This window comes from Stutzerimonas stutzeri RCH2 (genome assembly GCF_000327065.1).
Lineage (GTDB): Bacteria > Pseudomonadota > Gammaproteobacteria > Pseudomonadales > Pseudomonadaceae > Stutzerimonas > Stutzerimonas stutzeri_AE.
Map to the genome: position 1 here is coordinate 3437138 of NC_019936.1, position 16675 is coordinate 3453812.

Annotated in this window: 20 protein-coding genes and 1 other RNA gene; 6 read left to right on the top strand and 15 right to left on the bottom strand. The window is 58.4% G+C overall.

Annotated elements, in window-relative coordinates:
* Positions 1 to 4: 4 nt before the first annotated feature.
* The 4 genes from rsmH to rsmI all read right to left on the bottom strand — a co-directional run bounded on the left by rsmH (position 5) and on the right by rsmI (position 2996).
* A complete protein-coding gene (gene rsmH / locus PSEST_RS15875; protein WP_015277991.1) occupies positions 5 to 952 on the bottom strand; it encodes a 16S rRNA (cytosine(1402)-N(4))-methyltransferase RsmH in 948 nt (315 codons plus the stop codon).
* Positions 949 to 1404: a division/cell wall cluster transcriptional repressor MraZ gene (mraZ, locus tag PSEST_RS15880; RefSeq protein WP_015277992.1), complete on the bottom strand. Its 456-nt coding sequence runs from the start codon at positions 1402 to 1404 to the stop codon at positions 949 to 951. The genes rsmH and mraZ overlap by 4 nt, the downstream gene beginning before the upstream one ends.
* A gap of 296 nt (positions 1405 to 1700) precedes the next feature.
* Positions 1701 to 2060, bottom strand: an RNA gene (rnpB, locus tag PSEST_RS21580) — RNase P RNA component class A.
* 72 nt (positions 2061 to 2132) lie between these two features.
* The gene (gene rsmI / locus PSEST_RS15885) at positions 2133 to 2996 is read right to left on the bottom strand and encodes a 16S rRNA (cytidine(1402)-2'-O)-methyltransferase (RefSeq protein ID WP_015277993.1); all 864 of its coding nucleotides are present in this window, start codon (positions 2994 to 2996) and stop codon (positions 2133 to 2135) included.
* Positions 2997 to 3113: 117 nt separating this feature from the next.
* On the opposite strand from rsmI, the gene PSEST_RS15890 reads away from it, so the two are divergent.
* From PSEST_RS15890 to PSEST_RS15905, 4 genes are all read left to right on the top strand, one after another.
* Positions 3114 to 4916 carry a penicillin-binding protein activator gene (locus PSEST_RS15890; protein ID WP_015277994.1) on the top strand — a complete coding sequence of 601 codons (1803 nt, stop codon included), beginning with the start codon at positions 3114 to 3116 and terminating at the stop codon, positions 4914 to 4916.
* Entirely contained in the window at positions 4916 to 5278 is a 363-nt protein-coding gene (locus PSEST_RS15895; RefSeq protein WP_015277995.1) for a YraN family protein, read from the top strand. The genes PSEST_RS15890 and PSEST_RS15895 overlap by 1 nt, the downstream gene beginning before the upstream one ends.
* Positions 5279 to 5385: 107 nt before the next feature.
* Complete coding sequence (locus PSEST_RS15900; RefSeq protein WP_015277996.1) at positions 5386 to 5979, top strand: phosphoheptose isomerase; 594 nt, start codon at positions 5386 to 5388, stop codon at positions 5977 to 5979.
* Positions 5976 to 6551 carry a BON domain-containing protein gene (locus PSEST_RS15905; RefSeq protein WP_015277997.1) on the top strand — a complete coding sequence of 192 codons (576 nt, stop codon included), beginning with the start codon at positions 5976 to 5978 and terminating at the stop codon, positions 6549 to 6551. The genes PSEST_RS15900 and PSEST_RS15905 overlap by 4 nt, the downstream gene beginning before the upstream one ends.
* Before the next feature lie 48 nt (positions 6552 to 6599).
* On the opposite strand, the gene PSEST_RS15910 is transcribed toward PSEST_RS15905, so the two are convergent.
* The 7 genes from PSEST_RS15910 to rplM form a co-directional block, all read right to left on the bottom strand.
* Positions 6600 to 7004 carry a ClpXP protease specificity-enhancing factor gene (locus PSEST_RS15910; RefSeq protein ID WP_015277998.1) on the bottom strand — a complete coding sequence of 135 codons (405 nt, stop codon included), beginning with the start codon at positions 7002 to 7004 and terminating at the stop codon, positions 6600 to 6602.
* A 14-nt stretch (positions 7005 to 7018) separates the two neighbouring features.
* Complete coding sequence (locus PSEST_RS15915; RefSeq protein WP_015277999.1) at positions 7019 to 7636, bottom strand: glutathione S-transferase N-terminal domain-containing protein; 618 nt, start codon at positions 7634 to 7636, stop codon at positions 7019 to 7021.
* 88 nt (positions 7637 to 7724) lie between these two features.
* Positions 7725 to 8504 (bottom strand): cytochrome c1, encoded by a 780-nt coding sequence (locus PSEST_RS15920; protein WP_015278000.1) that lies wholly within the window; start codon positions 8502 to 8504, stop codon positions 7725 to 7727.
* On the bottom strand, positions 8504 to 9715 hold the full coding sequence (locus PSEST_RS15925; RefSeq protein WP_015278001.1) for a cytochrome b: 1212 nt from the start codon (positions 9713 to 9715) through the stop codon (positions 8504 to 8506). Before PSEST_RS15925 ends, PSEST_RS15920 begins: the two co-directional genes overlap by 1 nt.
* The gene (petA, locus tag PSEST_RS15930) at positions 9715 to 10308 is read right to left on the bottom strand and encodes a ubiquinol-cytochrome c reductase iron-sulfur subunit (RefSeq protein WP_015278002.1); all 594 of its coding nucleotides are present in this window, start codon (positions 10306 to 10308) and stop codon (positions 9715 to 9717) included. The genes PSEST_RS15925 and petA overlap by 1 nt, the downstream gene beginning before the upstream one ends.
* Before the next feature lie 254 nt (positions 10309 to 10562).
* On the bottom strand, positions 10563 to 10955 hold the full coding sequence (rpsI, locus tag PSEST_RS15935; RefSeq protein WP_003302797.1) for a 30S ribosomal protein S9: 393 nt from the start codon (positions 10953 to 10955) through the stop codon (positions 10563 to 10565).
* A gap of 14 nt (positions 10956 to 10969) precedes the next feature.
* Positions 10970 to 11398 (bottom strand): 50S ribosomal protein L13, encoded by a 429-nt coding sequence (gene rplM / locus PSEST_RS15940; RefSeq protein WP_015278003.1) that lies wholly within the window; start codon positions 11396 to 11398, stop codon positions 10970 to 10972.
* Positions 11399 to 11825: 427 nt separating this feature from the next.
* Here rplM and PSEST_RS15945 point away from each other — a divergent pair, with 427 nt between their 5' ends.
* Positions 11826 to 12863: an NADP(H)-dependent aldo-keto reductase gene (locus PSEST_RS15945; RefSeq protein WP_015278004.1), complete on the top strand. Its 1038-nt coding sequence runs from the start codon at positions 11826 to 11828 to the stop codon at positions 12861 to 12863.
* A 69-nt stretch (positions 12864 to 12932) separates the two neighbouring features.
* Positions 12933 to 13610, top strand: a complete 678-nt coding sequence (locus PSEST_RS15950; protein ID WP_015278005.1) for an energy-coupling factor ABC transporter permease — start codon at positions 12933 to 12935, stop codon at positions 13608 to 13610.
* A 33-nt stretch (positions 13611 to 13643) separates the two neighbouring features.
* Here the strand turns inward: PSEST_RS15950 and yacG are convergent, their stop codons facing one another.
* The 4 genes from yacG to PSEST_RS15965 form a co-directional block, all read right to left on the bottom strand.
* Positions 13644 to 13838: a DNA gyrase inhibitor YacG gene (gene yacG, locus PSEST_RS21875; protein WP_015278006.1), complete on the bottom strand. Its 195-nt coding sequence runs from the start codon at positions 13836 to 13838 to the stop codon at positions 13644 to 13646.
* Positions 13835 to 14443: a dephospho-CoA kinase gene (gene coaE, locus PSEST_RS15955; protein WP_015278007.1), complete on the bottom strand. Its 609-nt coding sequence runs from the start codon at positions 14441 to 14443 to the stop codon at positions 13835 to 13837. Before coaE ends, yacG begins: the two co-directional genes overlap by 4 nt.
* Positions 14444 to 14585: 142 nt before the next feature.
* Complete coding sequence (locus PSEST_RS15960; protein WP_015278008.1) at positions 14586 to 15455, bottom strand: prepilin peptidase; 870 nt, start codon at positions 15453 to 15455, stop codon at positions 14586 to 14588.
* Between the two features lie 2 nt (positions 15456 to 15457).
* Positions 15458 to 16675, bottom strand: coding sequence for a type II secretion system F family protein (locus PSEST_RS15965; protein WP_015278009.1), 1218 nt, complete (start codon positions 16673 to 16675; stop codon positions 15458 to 15460).

Below are 16675 nucleotides of genomic sequence, written 5' to 3' on the forward strand. Positions count from 1 at the left end.
CGGCTCACCGTAGCTTCTCCGCCACGCGCATCACGGCGCTGCGGGAACGCGGGTTGGCCTTGACCTCGGCGTCCGAAGCATACTGGGGCTTGCCGAGCAGCTTCAGCCGTGGCTCGAACGCCTTCGGGATGATCGGCAGATCGCGCGGCAACTTGTCCGCCTCACCCTTTGCGTGACGGCGCATGAACTGCTTGACGATACGATCTTCCAGCGAATGGAAGCTGATGACGACCAGCCGACCGCCCACCTCCAGCGCTTCCAGCGCAGCATCGAGGCCGCGCTCCAGATCGCCCAGCTCGTTGTTGATGTAGATGCGCAACCCCTGAAAGGCCCGCGTTGCCGGATTCTTGCCCTTCTCCCAGGCGGGATTGGCCTCGGTCAGCACCTTGGCAAGATCAGCTGTACGTTCGAACGGCGCTTCTGCGCGGCGCTGTACCACAGCACGCGCCATGCGCTTGGCAAAACGCTCTTCGCCGTATTCTTTGAATACCCGCGCGATTTCTTCCTCGTCCGCCTGGGCGATCCATTCCGCGGCGCTGAGACCACGACTGGGGTCCATACGCATGTCCAGCGGACCATCATTGAGGAAACTGAACCCACGCTCCGCATCATCCAGCTGCGGCGACGAGACACCAAGATCCAGCAAAACGCCGCTGACAGTCCCGGCCCAGCCGCGTTGCGAGACTTCCTCGCCCAGCTCGGCAAAACTTCTCTGCACAACGACAAAGCGGCCGTCCTCGGCCGCCAGTGCTTGCCCCGTAGCGATGGCTAACGGGTCCTTGTCGAAGCCCAGCAATTGGCCATCAGGGCCGAGCTGCTGCAGTAGCAAGCGGCTGTGGCCGCCGCGACCGAATGTTCCATCCAGATAGCGCCCATCCGGACGCACGCTCAGCGCCGCGACGGCTTCGTCGAGCAACACGGTGATATGTCGCAGGCTGCTGATCTGGTTCACAGGATAAGGTCACGTAGTTCTTCCGGCAGACCGCCGGGTTGCTTGATAGCCGCCAGGTCCGCGTCAGAAATCGCGCTCCAGTCGTCCTCGTTCCACAGTTGAAACTTGTTCAGTTGCCCGACGAGCATCGCGCGCTTGTCCAGCCGGGCGTATTCACGAAGACGCGGCGGCACCACTACGCGACCGCTGCCGTCCATCTCCAGATCGACCGCATTGCCGATCAGCAGCCGCTGCAGACGACGCGCCTCCTCACGAAGAGACGGCAATTCGCGAAGCTTCGCTTCGATGAGCTCCCACTCGGGCAGGGGATAGATACAAAGGCAGCGGTCTACGGCATCGATCGTGATAATCAGCTGGCCATCACCACGGGAATTCAGCTCGTCGCGATACCGGCTGGGCATGGCTAGCCGGCCTTTGGCGTCGAGACTGATGGCGTTAGCTCCGCGAAACACGGCTGCGCTTCCCCTAAATTAGCTATCCATGCCCATATTTACCCACTTTCTGCCACTTCCTACCACTTGTGCGCACTATAGAAACGCAGCCGCCCCACCGTCAAGGCGAGCCGGAAGGGAAAAAGCCTTACGGAGCGGCAATTTAGCGACGCTAATGGGAGATGCGGACAGAACTACGGGAAGTCAGAAAGATGCTTGTCATGATGCGCAAGCGCTTACCGAACAAAGTTAAAGTGCTTTGTTAAGAGCAAGAATCTTTCGGAATTAAAAACGGGTCTTACGGAGGGGAAGTAAAGAAGGAGAGTCGATCTGTAAGCCGGGTTCTGTCGAGGACAGCCATTCCTCTACGACAGCCATCGCTGACTGCCTCTAGCAACCTACCCGGATCCAGCGCGGGCCACGCCAATGGATCCCTATTTGGTCTTGCTCCAAGTGGGGTTTACCTAGCCACGGACTGTTGCCAGCCGTGCGGTGCGCTCTTACCACACCTTTTCACCCTTACCGGCGCCGAAACGCTTAGGCGGTTATTTTCTGTGGCACTTTCCGTAGGCTCACGCCTCCCAGGCGTTACCTGGCACTTCGCCCTATGGAGCCCGGACTTTCCTCCCTCCCTTCTTGCCGGAACAAAAAGAGACAGCGACTGTCCGATCGACTCTCCAGGCGCCAGAGTATCGTCGCAAGCCGCCACCTGCAAGCTCACTGCCCGAAAGTACAAGGCCAGCCGCGATCTATTTTCGCTCCAGCGCTGCCTGGTAGAGCAGGTTCTTGCGCACACCGGTGATCTCCGCCGCTATGGCTGCCGCCCGCTTGAGCGGCATTTCAGCCAAGAGCAGATCAAGCACTCGAAGTGATTCTGCGCTCACCGCACTTTCATCCTGCGGTGCATGCCAACCCTCGACCAGCACGACACACTCGCCACGCTGCTGGTTACTGTCAGCCTCGACCCAAGCTCGCAGTTGGCCCAACGGCAGGCCTTTCAGCGTTTCGAACGTTTTGGTCAACTCACGCCCCAGCACAGCGACTCGGCCACCGCCAAACACATCCTCGAAATCGCGGAGCGATTCGAGTATCCGGTGCGGCGCCTCATAGAAAATCAGTGTGCGCGGCTCTTCCTTCAGCGTCTCCAGACGAGCGCGGCGAGCAGCGGCCTTGGCAGGCAGGAAGCCTTCGAAAATGAACCGATCCGACGGCAAGCCAGCCGCCGATAACGCGGCGATCAGCGCGCAAGCGCCCGGTACGGGAACCACGGCAACACCCGCAGCACGCGCCTGACGCACTAGGTGATAGCCCGGATCAGATATCAAGGGCGTACCTGCATCGGAAATCAGCGCAATATTCTCCCCGGCCTGTAGCCGACCGAGGAATCGCCCGCCCTCTTCACGCTCGTTGTGCTCGTGACAGGCGGCCAAAGGCGTTTGGATGCCAAAATGCGCAAGCAAACGGGACGAGTGCCGGGTGTCTTCCGCAGCAATCAATGACACCTCTTTCAGTACGCGCAGCGCCCGGGCGCTGATGTCTTCAAGATTGCCAATTGGCGTAGCGACGACATAAAGCGTGCCTACCCCGGAATTCGCACCATCACTGGCAGTCACAAGGGCTTACCTCCGTCACGGAAATGCGCATTGTAGCCCGATTCACCGCCGCAGCATCGCGGCCACTCCAGTGCTTGGGTACAATCCACCGCCAGTGCTTTCAGGAACGAACAACCAATGGCCTGCTTACGCCCACTCCTCCTTCTCTGCCTCGCTGCCATGCTCGCGGCCTGCGCCGGTTCACCCTCGTCGTCGCTTGGTGAACTGCCTCGCACTCCGCAGGCCTCGACCCAGCAACTGCTACAGAAGGCCGACCAGAGCGACCCCGAACAAGCCGCTCAACTGCGCCTGGCCGCAGCAGACCAGAGCGTGCAGCAGGGCAAACACGCTCAGGCCCGCAGCATTCTTGAACAGGTGCAGGTGGAGGCGCTGAAGCCAGCGCAGCAGATTTTTGCACTGACACTGCAGGCCGAAATTGCACTTGCGAATGCAGAGCCCGAGCAAGCCGTGCAGGCACTCCGACACCCATCGTTCGAGCGCCTGGGCGAACTCCCCGTGGAACAGCAGATTCGCAGCCAACTGGTACGCGCCGAAGCACTGGAGGCAACCAACAAGCCTCTCGCCGCTGCGCGCGAACGAGTCTTCACGGCACCCTTGCTGAGTGGCGAGCAAGCCCGAGCAAACCACGAAAGCATCTGGAAACTCGTCTCCGCCCTGCCTGAAAAACAACTGCAGAGCGCAGCGGAGGCAGACCTCGCAGGCTGGCAAGCACTCGCACTTTCACTGAAGCGGGCCGGTACGGTTGCTCAGCAGCAGCGAGCAATGGACGACTGGATCGCGCAGAATCCCCAGCACCCTGCAGCACAGCAGCTGCCAGAGCCACTGCAGAAACTACGCGAACTGGCCGATCAGCCCTTGAATCACGTCGCCCTTCTACTCCCCATGGAAGGGCAGTTGGCGAGCGTAGCCCGCGCGCTACGCGACGGGTTTCTGGCGGCCCATCTGCACGCACAACAAGCTGGGCAGGCACTGAATATCGAGCTTTACGACAGTAGCCGTATGGTTTCCATCGACGACTTCTATCGCCAAGCCCAGGCCGCCGGTGTGCAATTAGTAATCGGCCCACTGGAAAAGGATCTGGTTCGTCAGCTCGCCGAGCGAGATCAGCTACCGATCACCACATTGGCACTGAACTACAGCGACGCCGGGCAGCACACACCACCGCAGCTCTTCCAATTCGGGCTCGCCGCCGAAGACGAAGCCCGCGAGGTCGCCCGCCGCGCCTGGGCGGACGGCCATCGCCGCGCGATTGCGCTGGCGCCACGGGGCGACTGGGGCGGCCGAATTCTCGATGCATTCCGCCAGAGCTGGCAGGAAGCCGGCGGAACACTGGTAGCCGCCGAGCCGTTGGCCGAACCCGTGCAGCTTGCCAATCAGATCGCTGACCTGCTGCAACTTCGCAACAGCGAGAGCCGTGCCGGCCGAGTCAGTAGCATTACCGACGCCTCCACTGCCAGCCAACCGACCCGCCGCCAGGACGTCGATTTCATTTTTCTTGCCGCAACTCCGCAGCAGGCCCAGCAGGTCAGACCCACACTGATCTTCCAGTATGCAGGCGACCTTCCGGTGTACGGCACCTCGCACCTGCACTCAGCCAGCCACGACCGCACCCAGTACCTGGACCTCGAAGGCATACGCTTCGCAGAGACACCCTGGCTGCTGGACGACCAGCTACCGCTGCGCCAGGAAGTCGAACAGAAATGGCCCCAGGCGGGCGGGAGTCTTGGCCGCCTGTACGCGATGGGCGCAGATGCCTATCTTCTGGCGCCACGCCTGAATCAACTGCTCGCACTGCCAGACACGCAGCTGGACGGACTTTCCGGGACCCTCAGCCTGAATCCCCAGCAACGCATCGAACGCCACCTCCCGTGGGCTCAATTTCGTGATGGCGCGGTCGAGCGCCTGGAAGATGCTCAGTAATGAGTGATAGCCAGAGCAGCGGACGCTCTGCCGAAAGCCTTGCGTTGCACCACCTCAGCAGCAAAGGGCTTCGCCTGCTCGAGCGCAACTGGTCCTGTCGCAGCGGCGAGCTTGATCTGGTCATGCTCGACGGCGATACAGTAGTATTCGTCGAGGTCCGCTACAGGCGCCACACCGCCTGGGGTGGAGCTCTCGAAAGCGTCGATATGCGCAAGCAGCACAAGCTGATCAAGACCGCCCAACTGTTTCTGCAGAAGGAAAGCCGCTGGGCGCGGAGCCCTTGTCGCTTTGACGTCGTCGCGATCGCCGCAACCGGAAAAACCGAGGACCTGAACTGGATCCGCAACGCATTTGACAGCTGAACGGTCATGACGCAGCGACAGCTGCTGGATCCGCCCAGCCCTAGCGAACCGCAAGCGTAACGTCCGATTGGCATCGGACGCGCCTGCCACTTGAAGGTCAATCACCGATGGACATGCAAACCCGAATCCGCCAGCTATTCCAGGCCAGCATTGAAACCAAGCAACATGCCATGGAAGTGCTAGCGCCAAGTATCGAGCAGGCCGGTCAGGTGATGGTCAACGCGCTACTGAGTGAAGGCAAGATCCTCACCTGCGGTAACGGCGGCTCCGCCGGCGATGCGCAGCATTTTTCCTCCGAGCTGCTCAATCGCTTCGAGCGCGAGCGCCCGAGCCTGCCCGCCATTGCCCTGACCACTGATAGCTCAACGATCACCTCGATCGCCAACGACTACAGCTACAACGAAGTATTTTCCAAACAGATTCGCGCCCTCGGCCAACCCGGTGACGTGCTGCTGGCCATCTCTACCAGTGGCAACTCGGCCAACGTGATCCAGGCCATTCAGGCAGCTCATGATCGCGAGATGGTGGTGGTCGCGCTTACCGGCCGAGACGGCGGCGGAATGGCCTCCCTGCTACTGCCAGAAGACGTGGAGATCCGCGTACCTGCCAAAGTCACCGCCCGCATCCAGGAAGTACACCTGCTGACCATTCACTGCCTGTGCGACCTGATCGACAACCAACTATTCGGGAGTGAGGAATGAACGCGTTCCGCTTGGCTTTCACCCTAGGGCTGTGCATCGCTGTCAGTGGCTGCAGCTCGGTGCTGACGGCAACCCGCGATGACCCAATAGCCGATAATCGGGGCACGCGCACTATTGGCAGCAAGATTGATGACTCTCTGATCGAGACCAAAGCCGCCGTCAATATTGCCAAGGCCCATCCCGATCTCGATCAGGGCTCGCATGTGGTGGTCGCCAGTTATAACGGTGTGGTACTCCTTGCCGGACAAACACCACGAGCAGAACTAAAGGAGACGGCTGAACGGGCTGCGAGCGGCGTGCAACGGGTCAAGCGCGTTCATAACGAACTGCAGATCCTGCCACCCTCCTCGGCATTGGCACGCAGTAACGATTCCTGGCTAACCACCAAGATCAAGACCCAGATGCTCGCTGATAACAGCGTGCCGGGCTCGAGAATCAAAGTGATCACGGAAAACGGGATTGTCTACCTGCTGGGATTGGTTACTCGCCAGGAAGGCAACCGCGCGACCAATCTCGTTCAGGGCGTTGCTGGCGTGCAGCGAATCGTCAAGCTGTTCGAATACATCGACTGAATCCGCCCCCACGCCCGGACAGCAGGATAGCGTCCGGGCGTCGACCGCTTACTTAACGACCTTCAGACTCGGACGGCCGCCCGGTCGCGGCCCCTCATCATCCGAACCACCGTTATTGGTCGGCGAATCGTCCTCCGGCGGGGTCGGCTCGATCTCGAACACCATACCCTGGCCATTCTCTCTGGCATAAATAGCCATCACTGCCGCAGACGGCACGTTCAGTGAATGCGAAATACCGCCGAAGCGGCCCTCGAAGCTAATAGCCTCATTATCCATGTGCAGGTGGCGAACCGCACTTGGCGCAACGTTCAACACTATCTGCCCGTCACTCGCAAAACCGGCGGGTACCTGCACCCCGGGATAGTCGACATTGACCAGCAAGTGCGGCGTGCAATCATTGTCGACGATCCACTCGTAGAGCGCTCTGACCAGATACGGGCGACTTGAATTCATGAACACATCCTCTCTCAACGCATGCTGCGCTCGACCGTGGAAAGACTGGCCTGGAAGGCCTCGCGGGCGAAATTGCGCTCCATGTAATCCAGCAGCGGCTTGGCAGCTCGCGGCAACTCGATACCGAGTCTGGGCAAACGCCAGAGGATAGGCAACAGGCAGCAGTCTACGAGACTCATCTCGTCACTCATGAAGTACGCTTTCTCCGCGAATATCGGCGACACGCCGGTAAGGCTTTCGCGAAGCTCCTTGCGCGCCTGCACACGCCCTGTTTCCGCTGTACGCTGATCAAGAATTCGATCGGCCAGCGAACACCAATCACGCTGAATGCGATGCATCAACAAACGAGTATTCGCCCGTGCAACTGGATACACCGGCAGCAATGGAGGATGCGGATAACGCTCCTCCAGATACTCCAGGATCACTCCCGGCTCGTAGAGCGCCAGATCGCGATCCACCAGCGTCGGAACAGTGGCATATGGATTCACTTCCGCCAGCTTGACTGGACACTGCCCCGCCTCGACATCGAGGATGTCGACGCTGACGCCCTTCTCGGCGAGCACGAGACGAACACGGTGGGAGTAGTGGTCGGCAGGATCGGAATAGCAGCCCAACCGATTGGTTGTAGCCATAGGTCCTTCCTCACTCTTTTATCTGAGGCAGAAAAAACACGCGCGCCCATGGGGCGCGCGCAAGGTACAGCGAATTGAAACGAAGCGCTTAGTGAACGTCTTTCCAGTACTCGCGCTTGAGCATGTAAGCGAACACGAAGAACACCGCCAGGAACAACAGCACATAGGTGCCGATACGCTGGCTTTGCAGCTTGACCGGATTAGCCGAATAAGCGAGGAAGGTCACTAGATTCTTGATCTTCTCGTCGTACTCCGCCTCGGACAATGAGCCAGTGCCAGGCTCGACCACCATCTGATCGCACGCCTCCTGGGTAATTGGCGTGCCGGTCAGCGGATCGAACTGCTTGCGACCGTTCTCGACGACCTGAACCTGCTTACAGCCAACCACGCGACGACCCTGGAGAGGAGCCAGTACGTGAGGCATACCCACATTCGGGAAGACCGTATTGTTCACGCCATAGGGACGAGCCGGGTCTTCGTAGAAGCTACGCATATACGAGTACAGCCAGTCATTGCCACGAACGCGCGCAACCAGCGTCAGGTCAGGGGGCGCAGCGCCGAACCAGACCTTGGCATCCTCGGCCTTCATGCCGATGCTCATGTGGTCACCAAACTTGGCATCGGCGAAGACGATGTTATCCATCATCACTTCTTCCGAAATCCCCAGATCGGTCGCGACCCGCTCGTAGCGCTGGAACTTGGCACTATGGCAGCCCATGCAGTAGTTGGCGAAAGTCTTCAGGCCATCCTGCATGGCTGCCTTGTCGGTCAGGTCGATATCGACCTTATCCAGCGGAACTTCCGGACCGGCCGCGAAGGTAAAGACCGGCAAAATTGCAAGAATCAATGCAGCAAATTGCTTTTTCATCAGCCATCCACCCTTTGCGGAACCACTTTGGTCTTCTCGAGCTTGGTGTAGAACGGCATCAGGATGAAGTATCCGAAGTAGATTGCCGTACAGATCTGCGACAGCAGGGTGCGACCCGGAGTCGGAGACAGCACGCCCAGCACGCCCAGGATGACGAACGAGATGCAGAACAACAGCAACGCGACCTTGCTCATCCAGCCCTTGTACTTCATGGACTTGACCGGGCTACGGTCCAGCCAGGGCAGAACGAACAGCACGGCGATGGCAGCACCCATGGCGATCACGCCGAGCAGCTTGTCGGGTACTGCGCGCAGAATCGCGTAGAACGGCGTGAAATACCAAACAGGAGCGATGTGTGCAGGGGTTTTCAGCGCATTCGCTTCTTCGAAGTTCGGCTTTTCAAGGAAATAGCCACCCATCTCAGGGAAGAAGAACACCACGGCGCAGAAGACGAACAGGAACACTACGACACCGACAATGTCCTTCACGGTGTAGTACGGGTGGAACGGGATGCCGTCCAGCGGTACGCCGTTTTCATCCTTGGACTTCTTGATGTCCACCCCCAGCGGGTTGTTCGAGCCAACCTCGTGCAGTGCCAGGATGTGCAGCACGACCAGGCCGAGGATGACGATCGGCAGTGCAACGACATGCAAGGCGAAGAAGCGGTTCAGGGTGATGCCCGAGATCAGGTAGTCACCACGGATCCACTGGGTCAGGTCCCCACCGATAACCGGGATGGCACCGAACAGCGAGATGATCACCTGGGCGCCCCAGTAGGACATCTGGCCCCACGGCAGCAGGTAGCCCATGAAGGCTTCGGCCATCAGCGCCAGGTAGATCATCATGCCGAAGATCCACACCAGCTCACGCGGCTTCTGGTAGGAGCCGTAGAGGATGCCGCGGAACATGTGCAGGTAGACCACCACGAAGAATGCCGAGGCACCGGTGGAGTGCAGGTAGCGCAGAATCCAGCCGTACTCGACGTCGCGCATGATGTATTCGACGGAGGCGAAAGCACCTTCAGCGGACGGCTCATAGCTCATGGTCAGCCAGATACCGGTCAGGATCTGATTGACCAGAACCAGCAGCGCCAGCGAACCGAAGAAGTACAGCACATTGAAGTTCTTGGGCGCGTAATACTTGGAAAGATGGTCTTCCCACATTTTTGTAGCCGGGAAGCGGGCGTCAACCCATTCCATGAACTTGCTCATCAGGCGTTCTCCTGGTCCACACCGATGATGATTACACTATCGGTCTCGTACGAGTGCGGGGGCACCGGCAGGTTCAAGGGAGCTGGCTGTGCCTTGTAGACACGACCGGCCATATCGTATTTGGAGCCGTGGCAGGGGCAGAAGTAACCACCGAGCCAGTCAGCGCCGAGATCGGCCGCAGCCACCTCAGGACGGAAGGACGGCGCGCAGCCAAGGTGAGTACACAGACCAACCACCACCAGAAGCTCCGGCTTGATAGCCCGAGTCTTCGGGTCGACATAAGCAGGCTGCTCAGATGCCTTGGATTCCGGATCAGCTACCTGGCCGGCGACCTTTTCCAGATTTCCGAGAATCTCTTCAGTCCGACGCACGATAAATACCGGCTGACCGCGCCATTCGGCGACCATCTGCTGCCCCGGCTCGATCTTGCTGATATTTACCCTTACCGGCGCACCGGCAGCCTTGGCCTTGGCACTCGGGAACCACGATCCCACGAACGGGACCGCGGCACCCACCGCTCCTGCTGCGCCCACCACCGAAGTGGCGGCCACAAGGAAGCGACGCCGGCCTGCATTCACGCCGTCATTGCTCATTCAGTCGTCTCCCATCAGCTTCTTATGGCCTGCCCTAAAGCAGGCATGTACTACGTAAAATTGGGCCGCGAAAAATTCGCCAAATGGTAAAGAAAAGACCCTCTTCTGACAAGGTAATAGGCAGCCACAAAGCCTCTAACACCTAGACAGACCAGGCCTTCCAATGCGCGACACACTGTCGCACCACCATAAATCACAGCAAAAAAAAACGCCCAGCTCCGAACGAAACTGGGCGTTTCTTTTTAAAGCGCGAATTAGCGCTTGGAGTACTGCGGACGCTTGCGCGCTTTGCGCAGACCGACCTTCTTACGTTCAACTTCACGAGCATCGCGAGTGACGAATCCAGCCTTGCGCAGCGGGCTACGCAGAGTCTCGTCATACGAGATCAGAGCGCGAGTGATACCGTGACGGATCGCACCAGCCTGACCACTGACACCACCACCCAGAACGGTGACGTAGATATCGAACTTCTCGACAGTCTCGGTCAGCTCCAGCGGCTGGCGAACGACCATGCGGGCAGTTTCGCGACCGAAGAAGTTATCCAGCTCACGGTTGTTGATGGAGATCTTGCCAGTGCCCGGACGCAGGAAAACGCGCGCGGTTGCAGTCTTGCGACGGCCAGTGCCGTAATTTTGAGTCGCCGACATAATGAACTATTCCGTTAAATCTTCAGTTCTTGGGGCTGCTGAGCGGTATGCGGGTGATTGGCACCCTTGTACACCTTCAGCTTACGATACATGTCGCGACCCAGCGGGTTCTTCGGCAGCATGCCTTTGACCGCAGTCTCGATCACACGCTCGGGCGCCTTGGCGATCAACTTCTCGAAGTTGATCGACTTGATGCCACCCGGGAAACCGGAGTGAGAGTAGTACATCTTGTCGGTGGTCTTGGCACCGGTAACACGCACTTGCTCAGCATTGATCACAACGATGTAATCGCCGGTATCTACGTGAGGGGTGTATTCGGGCTTGTGCTTGCCACGCAGGCGGCTAGCGATTTCGGTTGCCAGACGACCCAGGGTCTGGCCGGCAGCGTCGACGACGAACCAGTCGCGCTTGACGGTTTCCGGTTTAGCAGTAAATGTCTTCATTCGTTATAGCCTCAGGGGCCGCCCTGAAAATAAGACGGCGAATCTTACTGAATGGTGCTCGCCCTGGCAAGACCAGGGCAGCCGGAAACAGACGCTATCGGGGGCTCGGGTCAGCGCGTCCGCTACGGCAATGATCGGTAGGCTAGGCATCCCCTACCTTTGACTTGCGTCGACAGGCTAGGCATCCCCGGCGACAGGCTGCGGAATTATCCTGATTGGCAGAAAAATAGCAACCAACATTTGCGGTTCGTCGAGCAGGCATTACGGACTTCGCGAGTAAGCTGCTACGGGCTCACTCGCAACGGGCCAACCCGAGCAAACACTTCACAGCCCCTGGCACTTCGATGCGCCCCGCTAATCTCATGACCAGAACCAGCTTGTCTTCGTTAAGCTTTGCGCACTCGCATTCTTCTGCACGAGGTATCCGATGGAATTTCGTCCACTAGGCCGCACGGACCTGAAAGTCAGCTCGCTTTGCCTGGGCACAATGACATGGGGCGAGCAGAACGCCCAAAGCGATGCATTCGCCCAGATCGACCAAGCAAAAGCCGCTGGCATAAACTTCATAGATACGGCCGAGATGTACCCGGTGCCACCTCGCCGTGAAACCTATGCCACCACCGAGCACTATATTGGCAACTATTTCAAGACACACGGCGGCCGATCCGACTGGGTCCTCGCCACGAAGATAGCCGGCCCTGGTAACGGTATAAGCCACATTCGCTACGGACGCCTCAAGTTCAATCGCGCACATATACGCGCCGCACTGGACGAGAGCCTCCGCCGACTACAGACCGACTGGATCGATCTTTACCAACTGCACTGGCCTGAACGCAGCACCAATTTCTTCGGACAGCTGGGCTATCGCCACCAGGAAGACGACTTCACCCCGATCGAAGAAACACTGGAAGCGCTGGATGACGAAGTTAGAGCCGGCAGGATTCGCCACATCGGCTTGTCCAATGAAACCCCCTGGGGTCTGACAAAGTATCTGCAACTAGCCGAAGCTCGCGGCTGGCCGCGTGCAGTCTCGATACAGAACCCTTACAACCTGCTAAATCGCAGCTTCGAGGTTGGCCTGGCAGAAATCAGCATTCGTGAGCAGTGCGGCCTGCTCGCGTACTCACCGCTGGCGTTCGGCATGCTCAGCGGCAAATACGAGGACGGCGCACGCCCCGCCAATGCGCGCCTCACGCTTTTTCAGCGCTTTGCTCGCTATAACAACGCTCAAGCGCGCGCAGCCTGTTCCCGCTATATAGCAGTCGCCCGAAAACACGGGCTGGATCCAGCACAAATGGCACTCGCCTACGTGACAGCGCAGCCCTTCGTGACCAGCAACATCATTGGCGCAACGACAATGGAGCAGCTTGAGTCGAACATCATTAGCTCCAAACTAAAGCTTTCGAGCGAAGTGCTGTCCGAAATAGAGAGCATTCACATGGAGCATCCAAATCCAGCGCCCTGACCCGCTCACCTAATCAGAATCACCACCAAAACACCCGACACACGAACATCAGCGCAAAGGACCGTAAGGATGATTGCCGCTCACCTGCTTGCCCCCGCCACGCTCTCAATAGGCTGGACAATCTACGCAGCTGCGCTGATATGGGCCGTATGGCGAGCACCATGGGTGGAATTATTCAGCGATACGCGCCGGCAGCATCTTCTGTGCGGCGCAATGCTGTCCATTTTTTTGCTCTGGCTCGTCCGACGGGATTTCGACTCAGGCCTATCCTTTCACTTTATAGGTCTGACAGCAGTTACGCTGTTGCTGGACTGGCCGCTAGCCATTCTGGCCGCCCTCGCCGCACAGCTCGGATTGACACTAACCGGCCATCAACACCTCACTGCACTCGGCATAAACGGCATTCTGCTGGTGCTGATCCCGGTCATGGTTACGGTCATTTGCGCGCGCATGGTGGAGCGCGCCCAGCCACGCAACCTATTCGTGTTCATATTCTTTGCAGGTTTTTTTCCGGCGGCACTCGCTGCGCTGGCGTGCATTCTCGCATCGCTTGGCGTACTGCTATTCGATGGCCGCTTTCCGATGCCGCCATGGCTGGAAGACTTCGCGGGGTATATCTGGCTGGTAATGTTCCCCGAGGCCTTTATCAACGGCACGGCGATCACAGCACTGGTGGTCTTCTACCCAGACTGGATGGAGAGCTTCAACCAGAGCCGCTACTTGCAGGCGCCCTGGAAGGAGGAGTAACGAAGGGCCGCAGGCAAACCCTGCAAAGGAAACCTAGTGCTCGCGCGGAGGCATGTCACCCGAAAACAGATCATCCTCCAGTTCGTTTCCCGGAATGGCATGTGCTTCGGAAGCCCATGCGCCGAGATCGATGAGCTTGCAGCGTTCAGAGCAAAATGGCCGATTCGGGCTCTGCGGCCCCCACTCTACTGGCGCCCTGCAAGTGGGGCACTCAACTGTTGCGGTCATTTCTGACCTCCTTGCAATGTCAGATAAAAACGGTGCAAACGCTCGACCTCAGCTCCGAGCCAAGATAGATCGCGATCATTCACAAGCACATCATCGGCACGCTTCAGGCGCTCTTCACGCTGAACCTGAGCCTTGAGAATGGCACGCACCTGCTCCTCGCTGGCCTGATCACGAGCCGTCGTGCGTGCAATCTGGAGCACCTCTGGCACATCCACGACCAGTACTCGACCGACCTGACGATACTGCCCAGACTCGACAAGCAACGGCGAGACCATGATGGCGTAAGGCGATTCGGCCAGTGCGAGATGCCGGGCGACCTCGGTGCGAATCAATGGATGTAGGAGCTTTTCGAGCCACTGCCGCTCGGCCGGATCAACGAATACTTTCTGACGCAACCCGGCGCGGTCCAGCTCACCGCTCCGCAGTAAGACCTCTCCACCAAAGCGCTCAACGATCTGCTGCAGGGCCGGCCGCCCAGGCTCAACCACCCAGCGTGCAGCCTGGTCGGCATCGACCACATGCACACCCAAGCTGGCGAACCGATCTGCAACGGCAGTCTTTCCGCTACCGATACCGCCAGTCAATCCAAGAATCCAGGGTTTCATCCGTCAACCGCACCCTAGCCAAAAAAACAGGACGAGCAGTAGTAACCACTCAGAGCACGAAGCGCAAGCTTATGGGTAGGCGATAAAGACGGTAGCCTGACTCATACAAACCGGCCGCCATGAGCCACCCAACATGATTGGCTCAGAAGCGCACAAACTGCAGGTAGCTTTCCGTAATCCAATCGCCCCAAAGCAATGCAATCCAGCCTGCGATAGCCAGGTATGGGCCGAAAGGAATCGGCGTATTGCTTTCCGCACGCTGCATCCGCAAGAGGATGCTACCAAGCACAGCGCCGACCACCGAAGACAACAGGATCGTCAGCGGCAGCACCTGCCACCCGCCCCAGGCGCCAAGCATGGCCAGCAGCTTGAAGTCACCGTAGCCCATACCCTCTTTACCGGTGACCACCTTGAACAGCCAGTACACCGACCAAAGACTCAGGTACCCCGCTACTGCTCCCCATAGCGCACTTTCCAACGATACGAACAAACCGAAGTTATTGAGGATAAGGCCGAGCCACAATAGCGGCAGCACCAAAACGTCAGGCAACAACTGGTGATCGACATCGATCATGCTCATCGCCAACAGGCCCCAGGTCAGCAACAGCATTGCGCCGGCCTGCCAGGAGAAGCCGAAATGCCAGGCGACATAGCCGGACAACAGCCCGCAAGCCAACTCCACCAACGGATAACGACAACTGATCGGCGCACGGCAGGATGAGCACTTGCCACGCAGGGCCAACCAGCTGACTAGGGGGATATTTTCCCAAGAGCGGATTTGGTGATTGCAATGCGGACAACGGGAGTTTGGCAGCAGCAGATTGAAGCGCTCGCCGACTGGCTCCGCCGGGCTCTCGAGATATTCAAGCGCCTGCATACGCCAATCGCGCTGCATCATAATCGGGAGGCGGTAAATTACGACATTTAGAAAGCTGCCGACCAATAAGCCGAGCACGGCAGCAGATAAAACAAAGGCCAGCACGTGGCTGGCCAAATAATCGAGCAGAATCATGCTTAAACAACAGAACCAAGCTGAAAAATCGGAAGGTACATAGCGATAATCAAGCCGCCAACCAAAACACCCAGCACAGCCATAATCATTGGCTCCATGAGACTTGTCAGGCCATCGACCATATTGTCAACTTCGTCCTCGTAAAACGTCGCGACTTTCCCCAGCATCTCATCGAGCGCGCCGGACTCTTCGCCAATGGCGGTCATCTGAACCGCCATGGTAGGGAAGGTGCCAGTTGTACGCATGGAGAAGTTGAGCTGCATACCACTCGAAACGTCACTCTTCACTTTCATCGTTGCATTGCGGAACACCACATTGCCAGTGGCGCCGGCGACTGAATCCAACGCATCAACCAACGGCACACCAGCAGCAAAGGTAGTAGCCAGCGTGCGCGCAAAGCGTGCCACTGCAGACTTGTAGAGAATATCGCCGACGACGGGAATTCTGAGCAAAAAGCGGTCAAACCCGTTGCGAAAACGTTCCGATTTGCCGTGGGCTGTTTTGAAGGCATAAGCCACCCCAAACATAACGAACAGCACCACATGCCACCAGGCCTGCAGTGCTTCGGACAAGCCAATCACCATCAATGTGAACGCCGGAAGCTCCGCGCCGAAGTTTGCGAAAACATCCTGAAACTGCGGAACCACCTTGATCAACAGGATCGCGGACACAATGATCGCAACCAGCACTACCGCGATTGGGTAGTTCATCGCCTTCTTGATCTTGGCCTTCAGGGCCTCGGTCTTTTCCTTGTAGGTCGCCACCCTATCAAGGAGCGTTTCCAGCGAGCCGGATTGCTCACCAGAATCCACTAGATTGCAATAAAGATCATCGAAGTACTGAGGCTTCTTTCGCAGTGCGGTTGCGAAGCTATTGCCCGCAGCGACTTCCTGCTTCAAATCATCCACCAGTTTGCGCATATTCGGATTATCAAAGCCCTCACCAATGATGTCGAAGGACTGCAAGAGCGGAACGCCCGCCTTCATCATGGTCGCCATCTGCCGAGTGAACAGGGCAATATCCATCGGTTTGATCTTCTTGCCAGCACCAAACAATGAAACCGACTTCTTGCGCACCTTCTGCGGGTTGACACCCTGCTTGCGCAGCTGCGCCTTGACCAGCGCGGGGCTAACGCCGCTAAGCTCACCCTTTATCTTTGCGCCTTGCCTGTTTGTGCCTTCCCAGGTGAACACACTGGTCTTTATCGCTTTCTGCGCCAT

What these genes read in the sequence shown, in the direction of transcription:
- PSEST_RS15890 (WP_015277994.1), top strand. Translation starts at nt 3,114, where the DNA reads ATGGCCTGCTTACGCCCACTCCTCCTTCTCTGCCTCGCTGCCATGCTC.
- PSEST_RS15895 (WP_015277995.1), top strand. Translation starts at nt 4,916, where the DNA reads ATGAGTGATAGCCAGAGCAGCGGACGCTCTGCCGAAAGCCTTGCGTTG.
- PSEST_RS15900 (WP_015277996.1), top strand. Translation starts at nt 5,386, where the DNA reads ATGGACATGCAAACCCGAATCCGCCAGCTATTCCAGGCCAGCATTGAA.
- PSEST_RS15905 (WP_015277997.1), top strand. Translation starts at nt 5,976, where the DNA reads ATGAACGCGTTCCGCTTGGCTTTCACCCTAGGGCTGTGCATCGCTGTC.
- PSEST_RS15910 (WP_015277998.1), bottom strand. Translation starts at nt 7,004, where the DNA reads ATGAATTCAAGTCGCCCGTATCTGGTCAGAGCGCTCTACGAGTGGATC.
- PSEST_RS15915 (WP_015277999.1), bottom strand. Translation starts at nt 7,636, where the DNA reads ATGGCTACAACCAATCGGTTGGGCTGCTATTCCGATCCTGCCGACCAC.
- PSEST_RS15920 (WP_015278000.1), bottom strand. Translation starts at nt 8,504, where the DNA reads ATGAAAAAGCAATTTGCTGCATTGATTCTTGCAATTTTGCCGGTCTTT.
- PSEST_RS15925 (WP_015278001.1), bottom strand. Translation starts at nt 9,715, where the DNA reads ATGAGCAAGTTCATGGAATGGGTTGACGCCCGCTTCCCGGCTACAAAA.
- petA (WP_015278002.1), bottom strand. Translation starts at nt 10,308, where the DNA reads ATGAGCAATGACGGCGTGAATGCAGGCCGGCGTCGCTTCCTTGTGGCC.
- rpsI (WP_003302797.1), bottom strand. Translation starts at nt 10,955, where the DNA reads ATGTCGGCGACTCAAAATTACGGCACTGGCCGTCGCAAGACTGCAACC.
- rplM (WP_015278003.1), bottom strand. Translation starts at nt 11,398, where the DNA reads ATGAAGACATTTACTGCTAAACCGGAAACCGTCAAGCGCGACTGGTTC.
- PSEST_RS15945 (WP_015278004.1), top strand. Translation starts at nt 11,826, where the DNA reads ATGGAATTTCGTCCACTAGGCCGCACGGACCTGAAAGTCAGCTCGCTT.
- PSEST_RS15950 (WP_015278005.1), top strand. Translation starts at nt 12,933, where the DNA reads ATGATTGCCGCTCACCTGCTTGCCCCCGCCACGCTCTCAATAGGCTGG.
- yacG (WP_015278006.1), bottom strand. Translation starts at nt 13,838, where the DNA reads ATGACCGCAACAGTTGAGTGCCCCACTTGCAGGGCGCCAGTAGAGTGG.
- coaE (WP_015278007.1), bottom strand. Translation starts at nt 14,443, where the DNA reads ATGAAACCCTGGATTCTTGGATTGACTGGCGGTATCGGTAGCGGAAAG.
- PSEST_RS15960 (WP_015278008.1), bottom strand. Translation starts at nt 15,455, where the DNA reads ATGATTCTGCTCGATTATTTGGCCAGCCACGTGCTGGCCTTTGTTTTA.
- PSEST_RS15965 (WP_015278009.1), bottom strand. Translation starts at nt 16,675, where the DNA reads ATGGCGCAGAAAGCGATAAAGACCAGTGTGTTCACCTGGGAAGGCACA.